This window comes from Lacisediminihabitans sp. H27-G8 (genome assembly GCF_046156175.1).
Classification (GTDB): Bacteria; Actinomycetota; Actinomycetes; order Actinomycetales; family Microbacteriaceae; genus Lacisediminihabitans.
This window is the reverse complement of the sequence record NZ_JAYLVL010000005.1, coordinates 100,025-112,275: the sequence shown is the minus strand read 5'-3', so window position 1 is coordinate 112,275 and position 12,251 is coordinate 100,025. Positions and strand designations below refer to the sequence as shown.

The following is a 12,251-nucleotide window of genomic DNA, read 5'->3' as shown; positions in this document are numbered from 1 at the left end:
TCATCCCGCCCAGCGTGCACGTACCTTCACCGGGGCTGCCTCGATCGTCGCGCTCGTCGGCATCGTGGCCGGTCTCCAGCTGACCGCGAACGCCCAGGGCGCCGAGAGTACGGGCGCGACCCCCGCATCCGGCACCACTCCGTCGGCAACCACGCCGGCACAGTCTCCCGCCGCGGGCGGCACCACGAATCCGGCCGATCCGGCTCCCGCAGCAGCAGTGCCTGCCCCGGCGGCTCCCGCTGCGGCCGCACCGGCAGCGGCTCCCGCTGCGGCCCCTGCCGCGGCGAAGGCAGCACCGGCCGCTCCTGCCCCAGCACCCGTTGCCGCGGCTCCTGCTCCAGCAGCTCCTGCGCCTGCGCCTGCTCCTGCGCCCGCACCCGCACCCGCACCCGCACCCGCACCCGCACCCGTGAACGGGTCCACCGGCGGTTCTGGGGGCTGATTCGAGTGGGGGCTCGTTCGATCTCGGGGGATGCCGTTCGGGCAGTCTTCGACATGACCGGAACGGAACCGGTGGCGAAGATGCGACGCGAGCCGCACATGGGTGGCCACAGCACGATCACCGTGGTCGGCGGAGCGTCGTCAGCGCTCGATTCCTGCTTCGCACTCGCGCACCGGTGCGAGCAGCTGTGGAGCCGATTCCTCCCGACCAGCGACATCACCCGGCTCAACTGGGCCGAAGGCGACCCGGTTGACGTCGATCCGCTCACTGTGCGGCTCGCGACCGCGATGCTCGCGGGATTCGCGCGAACGGGAGGGGACTTCGATCCCACCCTCCTGCCTGAGCTGCTCGAAGCGGGCTATGTCAACTCCCGCGTCGATCCCGAGCGATCCACCTCCCTGCCCGACTCGGCCCGCGCGCCCGGTGAGATCGGCGGAATGCTGATCGAGGGTGACGCCATCGCGCTTCCCCGGGGCACCACTCTCGACCCCGGTGGAATCGGCAAGGGGCTCACCGCCGACCTGATCTGCGAACTCGCGCTCGCCGAAGGCGCTTGGGGTGTGATGGCCGAGATCGGCGGTGATGTCGCGGTCGCCGGAGACGCCCCAGGCGCGCAGGGGTGGCGCATCGGCCTCGAGGATCCCCACGCCGACGGCGAATACGCGGCGATCATCCGACTCGGTGCCGGGGCAATCGCGACCTCGAGCCAGCTGAAGCGTCGATGGGGTTCCGGCCCTGGCGAGCGGCACCACCTGATGGATGCCACCACCGGAACCAGCGCGGTGAGTGACGCGCACACCGTCTCCGTGATCGCCGCCTACGGCTGGTATGCGGAGACGCTGACGAAACCCGGCTTCCTTAGGCCCACTCCGGACTACCTGTCGTGGCTCCCCTCCGTCGGGGCTGCGGGATGCGTCATCGATCGTGACGGAACCCTTCACACTTCACCGAACTGGCAGGACTACGCATGAACTCTCCCCACCTGTGGTGGTACATCACCCGGGCCAGTGCGATCGTGGCCTGGGCTCTCATGACGCTGTCCGTCGTGTGGGGCACCCTGCTCTCCACCCGGGTGCTGCGAAAGGTCGACAACCCTTCGTGGTTGCAGGACCTCCACCGCTATCTCGGAGGCACAGCGATCGTCATGGTATTGATCCACATGGTCACGCTCATGCTCGATGGATGGCTGCACTTCTCCGTCGCGAATGTCCTCGTGCCCTTTTCCTCGGACTATCGAGCGCTGCCCGTCGCGATCGGCATCCTGGGGTTCTACCTTCTCGTGGCGGTGCAGGGCTCCTCGTTGCTCATGCGCTGGCTCCCGCGGCGGTTCTGGAAGGCCGTTCACTACTCCAGCTACCTGATCGTCGTGTTGGTGTCGTTCCATGCCGGCCTCACGGGAACGGATGTCGCGGCTCTCTGGTATCGCATCGTGGCGATCTCCATCATCGGTCTCTCGGTCGTTGCGGTGCTCGTTCGGGTGCTGGCCGGCACGAAAGCAACTACAAGCCGGGGTAGCGCGTCGGTGCGAAGTGTCCCTGACACCACGGTGTCGGACACGACCGTGCGTTCGGGTGACGGTCTCGCAACAGGGTCCGCCGCGCTACCTCTCGTTCTCGACCGCACGACCATGCGGGTGGCCGCGACATTCCGTGTCTCCGACGAAGTGCTCGGACTTCGGCTGGTGCCGACCACCACCGATCTGCTGCCGGTGTGGCACCCCGGGGCTCACATCACACTGGCGCTCCCGAATGGTCTCGAGCGCCAGTACTCGCTGTGTGGGGATCCTGCCGACAGGTCGCACTTCGACATCGCGGTGTTACAGACCCAGCCCTCGCTCGGGGGCAGCAGCTGGATCCACGCCAATGCGCGTCCCGGCCTGGAACTGGAGGTGACCGGGCCGCTCAACCACTTCGAACTGGAACCCGCCTTCTCCTACACCTTCATCGCCGGGGGAATCGGCATCACGCCGATCAAGGCCATGATCGAATCCCTTCCCACCCGGAGGGAGTGGCACCTCGTCTACGTCGGGCGTAGCCGCAAGTCGATGGCCTTCGCGGACGAACTGGTCGACCGCTATCCGGGCCGTGTGCTGGTGCATGCCTCAGATGAGAACGCCGCAACGCTCAACTTCGAGAAGTTCTTGCAGGCGGTGGAGACGGATGTCTACTGTTGCGGCCCCGAGGCACTCATGATGCGGATCGCGGCGGCTGTGCCGCGGGAGCGCCTGCACCTCGAGCGCTTCCAGCCCGTAGAGCGCGCGGCGATCGGCGGTCCCCAGGCCGTGATGGTGAGCTGCCGCAAGAGTAAGAAGAACTTCGACGTGCCGGCCGGCCAGAGCATCCTCGACGCCCTCGAACAGAACGGTCTCCCAATCCTCGGCTCCTGCCGCAAGGGCGTGTGCGGCACCTGCGAGGTGCGAGTGGTGAGCGGGCTTCCCGATCATCTCGATTCGGTCGTCGACGACGAAGAGAAGGATCGCGTCGGCATCATGTACCCGTGCGTCTCGCGGGCGACCACACCGGATCTCGTTCTCGACATCTAGCTCCGAAAACCTCGACATCTAGGTCCGAAAGCACATCTAGCTCCGAAAGCACATCTAGCGCCAAAAACTATGACGCGCCCAAAACGATGACGCGCCCCCGTCCGAACCCGAATCGGAGGGGGGCGCGTCGGTTCGTGTGGGGGGACTAGATGACGTCGCCCCGAGTCTCTTGGCTGGTGATCTTCTCGTTGCCCGTCGGGTCCACCGCGGTGCGGGTGGTCGACACCGTCGAACGCTTGCGCGAGACCATGATGATCGAGATCAGGAAGACGACGACGCCGGCTCCCATGAGGAGGTACCCGATGACGTGCAGATCGACCCCCGGAACAGTGAGGCTGATGGCGAATGCGACGATCGCGCCGACGACGAAAAGAAAAATGCCTGTACCGATACCCATGATGAGTCCTTCCGGTGCTGCCCTGGTGAGTGAAAGTGCGCCGAGTGGCGGCACACATAATCAGTGTCCACCAACAATCGTAGCCGTCTGTCCCCTAAAAGGGGGGCAAGATTTGCGATAATCTCCTGCGGGTACGCTGGGAGCGGGCCAGAATCAAACCGGAACGCCCCGTTTACCAGCTCTCTTCCCCTGGAGTCATCCCATGCGCCGCAGCATCGCCCTCGCCCTCATCCCCGGTGACGGAATCGGTCCAGAGGTGGTCGGTGAGGCGGTGAAGGTCCTCGAAGCGGTGATCCCGATGGACGTGGAGCTCACCACCACGCTCTTCCCGTTCAGCGCCGCGCACTACCTCGCCACCGGCGAGATCCTGAGCGATGCCGGTCTCGATGAACTCAAGACGCACGACGCGATCCTGCTCGGCGCCGTGGGCGGGGATCCCCGGGATCCGCGTCTCGCCGGCGGCCTGATCGAGCGTGGGCTACTGCTTCGACTTCGTTTCGCCCTCGACCACTTCGTGAACCTGCGTCCGACCCGTCTCCTGCCGGGGATCGTCTCCCCGCTCGCCGATCCCGGCATCGTCGACTTCGTCGTGGTGCGCGAGGGCACCGAGGGGCCCTACGTGGGCAACGGGGGTGCTATCCGCGTCGGCACGCCGCACGAGGTGGCGAACGAGGTGTCGGTGAACACGGCGTTCGGCGTCGAGCGCCTGGTGCGCTACGGATTCGCTGCGGCATCCGCTCGGCCGCGCCAGAAGGTCACGCTCGTGCACAAGACCAACGTGCTCACCCATGCCGGCAGCCTCTGGCAGCGCACCGTCGACCGGGTCGCGGCCGAGTACCCGGCCGTAACCGTGGACTACCTGCATGTGGACGCCGCCACCATCTTCCTCGTCACCGACCCCGCTAGGTTTGACGTGATCGTCACAGACAACCTCTTCGGCGACATCCTCACCGACCTCGCGGCCGCGATCAGCGGCGGTATCGGACTTGCCGCATCGGGCAACATCAACCCCGACGGCACGTTTCCGTCGATGTTCGAGCCGGTGCACGGCTCGGCTCCCGATATCGCCGGGCAGCAGAAGGCAGATCCGACCGCGGCGATCCTGTCGGTCGCGCTCCTGCTCGATCACCTGGGACTGCCGGATGCCGCGGCGCAGGTCACGGCGGCGGTCACTGCTGATCTCGCCTCGCGCGGGGCCGCGGCACGAAGCACCTCGCAGGTCGGCGACGCCATCCGCTCGCAACTGCCGCACACTTAAGATCTGCCAGAATTTTGGTTCGTAAGAAATAGGGACTCCATGAAAAACCTGCTCGCTCCGGCAACACTCAATTTCACCCGTCGGCTCAACCCCGAGGCGCTCGCCGAGCTCGAGCGCACCGAGATCCTCTCCGATCCGGGGTTCGGCAAGCACTTCACCGACCATATGGTCGACATCTGCTGGTCCGCGCGAGGCGGCTGGCACCGCCCGCGGGTTCAGCCCTATGGTCCGATCGAACTCGACCCCGCCGCGGCCGTGCTGCACTACGGGCAGGAGATCTTCGAGGGGCTGAAGGCCTACCGCCACGCCGATGGCTCCATCTGGAGCTTCCGTCCGGAGGCCAATGCGGCGCGCATGCAGCGCTCGGCTCGCCGGCTCGCCCTTCCCGAGCTGCCGACCGAGTACTTCCTCGATTCGCTGCGGGAACTCATCGCCGCCGACGGTGCCTGGGTGCCGACGGCGCCGGACACCAGCCTCTACCTTCGGCCTTTCATGTTCGCCAAAGAGGCCTTCCTCGGCGTGCGCCCGGCAGAGAAGGTCAACTACTACGTGATCGCGAGCCCGGCCGGGGCGTACTTCAGCGGCGGTCTCGCCCCCGTGTGCATCTGGCTCTCGACCACCTATTCGCGCGCCGGAAAGGGCGGAACGGGTGCGGCGAAGACCGGTGGCAACTACGCCTCGTCGCTCATCGCCCAGGCTGAGGCCTACGAGCACGATTGTGCCCAGGTGCTCTTCCTCGACTCCGAGGAGGAGAAGTTCCTCGAGGAGCTCGGTGGCATGAACATCGTGCTCGTGAAGAAAGACGGCACGCTGCTCACCCCGGCGTCCGACAGCATCCTCGAGGGCATCACGCGCGACTCGATCCTTCAGCTGGCCGAGGACCGCGGCCACACGGTCGAACGTCGGCGGGTGACCATCGACGAATGGCGGGAGGGTGCGGCATCCGGCGACATCGTCGAGGCTTTCGCCTGCGGCACGGCGGCGGTCGTTGCGCCGATCGGCCTGCTCAAGGCAGAGGGATTCGAGATCAGGCACGACAGCACCGAACTCGCGTTGTCGCTTCGCGAGGAACTCACCGGCATCCAGTACGGCACGGTCGAAGACCGGCACGGCTGGATGATGCGGCTCGACAGCGACGATTCGGCGACGGTTTCGGATTCGGTGGCACAGTGAAAATCGCGCGCTTCTCGGTTGACGGCGGGGATCCCCGCTACGGCATCCTCGACGGGGACGACTACGTCGTGCTCTCCGGCGACCCCATGTTCAGCGGATTCGGCACCACGGGGGAGCGCGTCGCCGCGTCCGACGTGAAGCTGTTGGCCCCGGTCATCCCTCGCTCCAAGGTCGTCTGTATCGGCCTCAACTACGCGGCTCACCGCGATGAGCTCAAGAACGACGCGGCTTCTCCCGAGGCGCCGCTCATCTTCCTCAAGCCGAACACCGCCGTGGTCGGACCGGGTGACACGATCCAGATGCCGCCCGTCGAGGGGCGGATCGTCCACGAGGGCGAACTCGTGATCGTGATCGGCAAGATCGCCAAGCGGGTGAAGGCCGCGGACTACGCGGACGTGATCTTCGGGTACACCATCGGCAACGATATCTCCGCTCGCGACCAGATGTTCGCCGACGGACAGTGGGCCAGAGCGAAGGGATACGACACCTTCGCTCCGCTCGGTCCGGTGATCGAGACCGAGTTGGACTGGTCCAACCTCGAGATCCAGACCTACGTCGACGGCGAGCCTCGCCGGCACGGCAACACCAGGGACATGCTGCACAAGATCCCCGAGATCATCGAATACGTGTCTGATGTCTGGACTCTTCTTCCCGGCGACGTGATCATGACCGGCACACCGGCCGGCCTCGGCGGGTTCCTCGACGGCCAGACGATCGATATCACCATCGAGGGAATCGGCACGCTCAGCAATCCGGCGAAGAACCGAGTGTGACTCGCCCCGCCCGGTGGTCTCGGTGCGGCGGCCCGTTCTCGGCCAGCATTGCGCGGTGGTCTCGATGCGGCGACTCATTCTCGGCCGGCATCGCCCGGTGGTCGAGTAGGTCGCTCAGCGACCGTATCGAGACCCGCCTCTCGTGACTCGTCTCCGCTGGCTCCCCGGTCTCGCCCTCGCGGCCGTCGGTGCGGCGGCCGGCTTCGGGCTGCATCTGCTGCTCCCCGGCCTGCCCTGGCTCACCGCAGCACTCATCCTCGGTGTGATCGTCGGTTCGATCCCGCCATTCCGTCGCGGCTTGGACGGTGTGCTCGCCCCCGGCCTGGCCATCGCGAGTCGTCGACTGCTGAGACTCGGCATCGTGGTGCTCGGGCTCAAGCTCAGCCTCGTCGACATCGCTCGCCTCGGCTGGGTCGCGATCCTCGCCATCGTGGCGCTCGTCATCGTGAGCTTCGTCATCACCTGGCTCGTCGGACGCGCGTTCCGGCTCGAGGGTGACCAGGCCGTGCTCATGGCGGCGGGATTCTCCATCTGCGGCGTATCGGCGGTCGGCGCGATGGCTGCCGCTCGGCGCTCCCCGGAGAAGGACACCGGCACCCCGATCACGCTCGTCACCCTGTATGGCACGCTGGCGATCGTGGTGCTGCCCGCCCTGGCGGGCCTGTTCCAGCTCGACGCCCGCCAGTTCGGGCACTGGGTCGGAGCGAGCGTGCATGACGTCGGGCAGGTGGTCGCCACCGCCCAGACCGCGGGCGCGGCGGCTCTCGCAGTCGCGGTGGTCGTCAAGCTCACCCGGGTGCTGATGCTCGCACCCATGGTCGCGATCGCATCGATCCAGACTCGGCGGCGTGATGCGGCAGCGGATGCCTCGTCGCGCGCCTCCACGAAGAGACCGCCGATCGTGCCGCTGTTCATCATCGGGTTCCTCGTCGCCGTTCTGCTGCGGTCGTTCGTGCCGCTGCCGGAAACCGTGCTGGCGATCGCGGACATCGTGCAGTCGGCGCTCCTTGCCGCCGCGCTCTTCGGCATCGGCGCCTCGCTGCGTGTCGAGCAGCTCGCGCGCTCTGGCCTGAGGGCGGTCGCGGCCGGCCTCGTGTCGTGGGTCGTCATCCTCGGTCTCGCCCTTGCCGCGGTGTATCTCTCCTGAGTGACCCCGCCTCTATCCCGCTCGTCGAGTTCGGTCGCTCTCGTGCGTGCGCAGAACCGCCTGGCGGGAACATCCGTGCGAGCGACCGTCAGGCTGAGTGAAACCACTCCCCGGTAGGATTGATGCGCCATGTCACCCTCCTTCAGCACAGCCACCGGAGCCGACGTCCGCGTCCGTTTCTGCCCTTCGCCCACCGGAACCCCGCACGTCGGACTCATCCGCACGGCCCTCTTCAACTGGGCCTACGCCCGGCACACCGGCGGCAAGCTCGTCTTCCGCATCGAGGACACGGATGCCGCGCGCGACAGCGAGGAGAGCTACCTTCAGCTTCTCGACGCGCTGAGCTGGTTGAACATCGAGTGGGACGAGGGAGTGGGGGTCGGCGGTCCGAACGAGCCCTACCGCCAGTCCCAGCGCGGCGAGATCTACGCCGGCCTGATCGAGCGACTTCGGGCGAGCGGGCACCTCTATGAGAGCTTCGCCACGGCGGAGGAGATCGAGGCCCGCAACATCCAGAACGGGCGCGATCCGAAACAGGGTTACGACAACTTCGAACGCGACCTGAGCGATGAGGCGAAGGCCGCCTACCGCGCCGAGGGCCGCTCGCCGGCCTTGCGCCTTCGGGTGCCGGATACCGACCTCTCGTTCGACGACCTGGTTCGTGGCGAGATAACGTTCCCCGCCGGGTCATTCGTCGACTTCGTGGTCGTCCGACCGAACGGCGCCCCGCTCTACACCTTCGTCAACCCGGTGGATGACGCGCTCATGGGCATCACCCACGTGCTGCGCGGTGAGGACCTGCTGTCGTCGACGCCGCGGCAGATCGCGCTCTATCACGCGCTCATCGAGATCGGAGTGGCGAGTGCCATCCCGCGCTTCGGCCACATGCCTTACGTGATGGGGGAGGGCAACAAGAAGCTCTCCAAACGGGATCCGGAGTCGAACCTGTTCCATCACCGCGAACGCGGTTTCATCCCCGAGGGCTTGCTCAACTACCTCTCGCTGCTCGGCTGGTCGCTGAGCCACGACCGCGATGTGTTCAGCATGGACGAGATGGTCGCTGCCTTCGACATCACGGACGTGAACCCCAATCCGGCCCGCTTCGACCTGAAGAAGGCCGAGTCGATCAACGGCGACCAGATCCGTCTGCTCGCTCCGGACGTGTTCGTGGAGCGCCTTCTTTCGTACCTGACGGGGCTCGTCTCCGATCCGCCCACCGGCACCGAGCAGGCGATCCTGCGTGAGGCCGGCCCGCTCGTGCAGGAGCGCATGCAGCTGCTCGGCGAGGCACCCGCTCTGCTCGGATTCTTCTTCGCCCCGGATGACTCCATCGAGGTGGACGCGGATGCGACGCCCCCGGCGGGCTCGGCCGAGATCCTCGATGCCGCGGTCGGTGCGCTCGAACAGCTGAACGACTGGTCTCACGCCGAGATCGAGCGGGTGCTGCGCACCGAGCTGATCGACGGCGGAGGGCTCAAGCCGCGCATCGCGTTCGGCCCGCTGCGCACCGCGCTCTCTGGCAAGCGGATCAGTCCTCCGCTCTTCGAGTCGATGCAGCTGCTCGGCAAAGAGTCGACGCTCGCGCGACTCTCCCGCCTGGCTGCGTCGCTGGTCGATTAGGGCGCTCCGCTGGTCGAGTAGGGCGCTCAGCGCCCGTTCCGGGACCTGTAGGTCGCGTGCGGGTTCCCGATACGCCCGCTGGCGCTCGCTACTCGACCGCCGGGAAGCTGCTCGACCGGCGCGGTCTACTCGCGCGGCCCCCGCAGGTGCTCCCGGGTGAGCGCATCCATTTCCTCGTCGGTCAGCGCATCGAGCGCCTTCGCTTCCGAGCGGTCGACGCGCGACCATCGCAGGAACATCAGGATCAGCACCGGCACATCCGCGACCTCCGCGATGAACCACAGAAGGTCGCCCGAGAGATGCTGGTCGTGGTACGCCGAGGGGAACCACGTGGGCAGTGATCCCGCCACCTGACCGAGCCCGTCGAGCACATGGTTGTTCAGGCGCAGCAGGATGCCCGGAATCGCGTCGACCACCAGCTCGACGAACACGAAAAGGAACTCCACGGTGATGAAGAAGCTCGTGCGCTGCGTGGTGTTCTCCACGATCGGCAACACCATGAGGAGGCCCACCAGGGGCACTGCCACCGTGAGCCCAGCGCCCGCGAACGCATTCTCGCGCAGGCTGCCCGCCAGCGGCGTGAGGAACACCGAGAAGGCCGCCAGTGCGAACAGGGGAGCGAATACCGCGTTGCCCACCAGCCGTACGGGCCACGAACCCATCACGGCATCCATCCGTTGTAGCGAGCCGCCGGTGAGCACCAGCCTCGCCAGCGCGACGGGTGCACCGAGGCTCAGCAGGCCGGGCACGGCGAAGAGGAGGAGGGCGATCCGGGTCGTGAAGGCCCAGCGGAGGTCCGTGCTCCAGACGCCGAGGAACCCCAGATTCACGACGGCGAATGAGCCGAGACCGAGTGCGAAGAACCAGACGGTGCGGATGACCGGCCACGGCACTTCCCGCCGGCGCAACGCCAGCACGCCCGCGGCGTAGAGGGCTGCGGCCAGCACGACAACCCCCACGGAAACTGCGTCGAATCGCCAGGTGGTGAGGAAGGTGAGGGGGGAAGGCGTGGCCGGCTCGATTCAGCGAAGCGTGGAGATCTGCGGGAGGTTCGAACGAATTCTGTCACGCCTCGCCGAGAGCTCGGCCCAGCATTTGGGCGACCCCCCGCCGGTAGGTTAGAGTGACTAGTCGGCTCGGGTTCGTCCGGAGTGCGGTGGGGTATGGTGTAATTGGCAACACGGAAGATTCTGATTCTTTTGTTCTTGGTTCGAGTCCAGGTACCCCAGCAGTAAATTCGGCGAGAAACCGCGGCTCAACAGCCCATCCACCCGGGCCTCTGGTCGCCCCAATCTGGTGTCAACAAACAGATTCTTTACCAAAAACCCCACAACGGGCCCGATTCGAGGCTTTTTCGGTCCGCGATTACGGGGCGGCACTGGCCACTCCCGGAACGTGCTGGAGCGGCTCGCGCACCTTCTGGATATGCAAACGTTGCCGCCCTCGGCGCCGGTCTTTCTCACCCAGAACGAAGTCGCCGAACTCCTGCGCCTTCCAGTCCGAACCGTCGAGGATTGGCGGCTCACCCGGAACGGACCTCCCTGGCTGAAACTCGGGCGGCACGTTCGCTACGAGCAGGACGACCTGCTCGGATGGGTGAAGGAGCGCCGGCATGGCTAGGCCCCGCATCCGCGCCGGCGAGCTCGGCGCAATCCAGATCACCCGCCTCGCCGCGGACAGCTACCGTGCCCGAGCCAGGGCGAGGGACGACGCCGGGACACTGCATCAGCTTGTGGCCGTCGCCAACACCGAAGACGCCGCACGCATCGCGCTCCGCCACAAAGCCGACACGCTCAGCACATCAATGCTCGCCGGCCTCACTGGCACGAACACGATCGCCGAGGCCGCAGCGTGCTGGCTGGAGCAGGTGCGCGCCCGAGCGATCGCCGGGTCACTCACGTTCTCCACCTACGAGTCCTACGAGACGACCGTCCGGTGCGTCCTGCTGCCGCAGTGCGGCGGGATCACCCTCGACGTGTTGACCGTGGGCAGATGCGACCGGATCATCCAGGCGATCATGCTGCACCGCAGCGTCTCCGCCGCCCGCCGCGCCCGAGTCGTGTTGGGACAGATCTGCGGATACGCGGTGCGTGACGATGCCATCCGGTACAACCCTGTCCGGGATGTGCAGCGGCTGCCGTTGGCCGAGAAGAAGACCTCGATCCTCATCCCGGCGCAGATCGTCGGCATTCGTGAACTGATGCAGCACTGGCGGGAGACATCCACGAACGGGCCGCGCCCGGACTACCGGGCTCTCATCGACGGGATGGACATCATGCTCGGGACCTCGGCGCGGGTGGGGGAGTGCATCGGGCTGCGCCGGTGTGATGTGGACATGACCACCGCTCCGCCGACGCTACTTATCGACGGAACCATCGTGCAGACGAAGGAACATGGGATCACCCGGAAGAACTCCCCCAAACGCTCCCGCCAGCGCCGCCGGGTCTCGCTCCCGGCGCTCGCGGCCGCGGCGGTCCGCCGCCGACTCGCACTGGCCGGCAAAGGAAAGGACGCACTGCTGTTCGCCACGAAAAACGGGAACCCTATCAGCGTCAGCAACTACGAACGACTTCTTCGATCCTTCATCCACGACAACTTCGAGGAACTGGAAAAGCTCGACGTGGAGGTGGGGCATTACAGCACTCACATCTATCGCCGCACCACCGCCACCCTTGTGGAGCGCGCGGTGGGGCTAACGCTCGCGTCCCGGCTGCTTGGGCACGCGAGCGAGCAAATCACCCGGACCAGCTACGTCGTCAGCGCCGAACAAGTCGACCCCATCACGGTCGGCGTTCTCGACGGGTTGCTAGGAAGCTGACTGGCCCTGTCGCGCTCGTTGCGGTCTTCGCGAACCTGGCTGGGTGCACTGGTTCGACCAGAACCACCTGCTCCTCGATCG

At 66.5% G+C, this 12,251-nt stretch carries 12 protein-coding genes and 1 tRNA gene; 10 read left to right on the top strand and 3 right to left on the bottom strand.

The genetic code is table 11. The annotated features are described in order from the left end of the window. Positions 1-423 (bottom strand): hypothetical protein, encoded by a 423-nt coding sequence (locus VLI63_RS15535; protein ID WP_409157770.1) that lies wholly within the window; start codon positions 421-423, stop codon positions 1-3. 72 nt (positions 424-495) lie between these two features. Here VLI63_RS15535 and VLI63_RS15530 point away from each other — a divergent pair, with 72 nt between their 5' ends. Together VLI63_RS15530 and VLI63_RS15525 are read left to right on the top strand one after the other, a co-directional pair. Then, positions 496-1,413 carry an FAD:protein FMN transferase gene (locus tag VLI63_RS15530; protein WP_409157769.1) on the top strand — a complete coding sequence of 306 codons (918 nt, stop codon included), beginning with the start codon at positions 496-498 and terminating at the stop codon, positions 1,411-1,413. Further along, a complete protein-coding gene (locus VLI63_RS15525; protein ID WP_409157768.1) occupies positions 1,410-2,984 on the top strand; it encodes a 2Fe-2S iron-sulfur cluster-binding protein in 1,575 nt (524 codons plus the stop codon). The genes VLI63_RS15530 and VLI63_RS15525 overlap by 4 nt, the downstream gene beginning before the upstream one ends. Before the next feature lie 145 nt (positions 2,985-3,129). On the opposite strand, the gene VLI63_RS15520 is transcribed toward VLI63_RS15525, so the two are convergent. After that, complete coding sequence (locus tag VLI63_RS15520; RefSeq protein WP_409157767.1) at positions 3,130-3,381, bottom strand: DUF6458 family protein; 252 nt, start codon at positions 3,379-3,381, stop codon at positions 3,130-3,132. A 202-nt stretch (positions 3,382-3,583) separates the two neighbouring features. Between VLI63_RS15520 and VLI63_RS15515 the strand changes: the two genes are divergently transcribed. From VLI63_RS15515 to gltX, 5 genes are all read left to right on the top strand, one after another. Next, the gene (locus tag VLI63_RS15515) at positions 3,584-4,639 is read left to right on the top strand and encodes a 3-isopropylmalate dehydrogenase (RefSeq protein WP_409157766.1); all 1,056 of its coding nucleotides are present in this window, start codon (positions 3,584-3,586) and stop codon (positions 4,637-4,639) included. Positions 4,640-4,678: 39 nt separating this feature from the next. After that, a complete protein-coding gene (locus VLI63_RS15510; RefSeq protein WP_409157765.1) occupies positions 4,679-5,812 on the top strand; it encodes a branched-chain amino acid aminotransferase in 1,134 nt (377 codons plus the stop codon). After that, positions 5,809-6,585, top strand: coding sequence for a fumarylacetoacetate hydrolase family protein (locus VLI63_RS15505; RefSeq protein WP_354576336.1), 777 nt, complete (start codon positions 5,809-5,811; stop codon positions 6,583-6,585). Before VLI63_RS15510 ends, VLI63_RS15505 begins: the two co-directional genes overlap by 4 nt. 142 nt (positions 6,586-6,727) lie before the next feature. Next, positions 6,728-7,732: a YeiH family protein gene (locus VLI63_RS15500; RefSeq protein ID WP_409157764.1), complete on the top strand. Its 1,005-nt coding sequence runs from the start codon at positions 6,728-6,730 to the stop codon at positions 7,730-7,732. A gap of 129 nt (positions 7,733-7,861) precedes the next feature. Next, positions 7,862-9,352: a glutamate--tRNA ligase gene (gltX, locus tag VLI63_RS15495; RefSeq protein WP_409157763.1), complete on the top strand. Its 1,491-nt coding sequence runs from the start codon at positions 7,862-7,864 to the stop codon at positions 9,350-9,352. 125 nt (positions 9,353-9,477) lie between these two features. Here the strand turns inward: gltX and VLI63_RS15490 are convergent, their stop codons facing one another. Further along, the gene (locus VLI63_RS15490) at positions 9,478-10,311 is read right to left on the bottom strand and encodes a cytochrome c oxidase assembly protein (RefSeq protein WP_409157762.1); all 834 of its coding nucleotides are present in this window, start codon (positions 10,309-10,311) and stop codon (positions 9,478-9,480) included. 198 nt (positions 10,312-10,509) lie between these two features. Here VLI63_RS15490 and VLI63_RS15485 point away from each other — a divergent pair. The 3 genes from VLI63_RS15485 (at position 10,510) to VLI63_RS15475 (ending at position 12,170) form a co-directional block, all read left to right on the top strand. Next, positions 10,510-10,581: transfer RNA gene (locus tag VLI63_RS15485), tRNA-Gln, on the top strand. A gap of 196 nt (positions 10,582-10,777) precedes the next feature. Beyond that, positions 10,778-10,972 (top strand): helix-turn-helix domain-containing protein, encoded by a 195-nt coding sequence (locus VLI63_RS15480; RefSeq protein WP_409157761.1) that lies wholly within the window; start codon positions 10,778-10,780, stop codon positions 10,970-10,972. Next, a complete protein-coding gene (locus VLI63_RS15475; protein ID WP_409157760.1) occupies positions 10,965-12,170 on the top strand; it encodes a tyrosine-type recombinase/integrase in 1,206 nt (401 codons plus the stop codon). The genes VLI63_RS15480 and VLI63_RS15475 overlap by 8 nt, the downstream gene beginning before the upstream one ends. Positions 12,171-12,251: the final 81 nt, after the last annotated feature.

Coding starts and splice junctions, on each gene's coding strand:
- VLI63_RS15530 (WP_409157769.1), top strand. CDS start 496: ATGACCGGAACGGAACCGGTGGCGAAGATGCGACGCGAGCCGCACATG.
- VLI63_RS15520 (WP_409157767.1), bottom strand. CDS start 3,381: ATGGGTATCGGTACAGGCATTTTTCTTTTCGTCGTCGGCGCGATCGTC.
- VLI63_RS15510 (WP_409157765.1), top strand. CDS start 4,679: ATGAAAAACCTGCTCGCTCCGGCAACACTCAATTTCACCCGTCGGCTC.
- VLI63_RS15525 (WP_409157768.1), top strand. CDS start 1,410: ATGAACTCTCCCCACCTGTGGTGGTACATCACCCGGGCCAGTGCGATC.
- VLI63_RS15480 (WP_409157761.1), top strand. CDS start 10,778: ATGCAAACGTTGCCGCCCTCGGCGCCGGTCTTTCTCACCCAGAACGAA.
- VLI63_RS15515 (WP_409157766.1), top strand. CDS start 3,584: ATGCGCCGCAGCATCGCCCTCGCCCTCATCCCCGGTGACGGAATCGGT.
- gltX (WP_409157763.1), top strand. CDS start 7,862: ATGTCACCCTCCTTCAGCACAGCCACCGGAGCCGACGTCCGCGTCCGT.
- VLI63_RS15475 (WP_409157760.1), top strand. CDS start 10,965: ATGGCTAGGCCCCGCATCCGCGCCGGCGAGCTCGGCGCAATCCAGATC.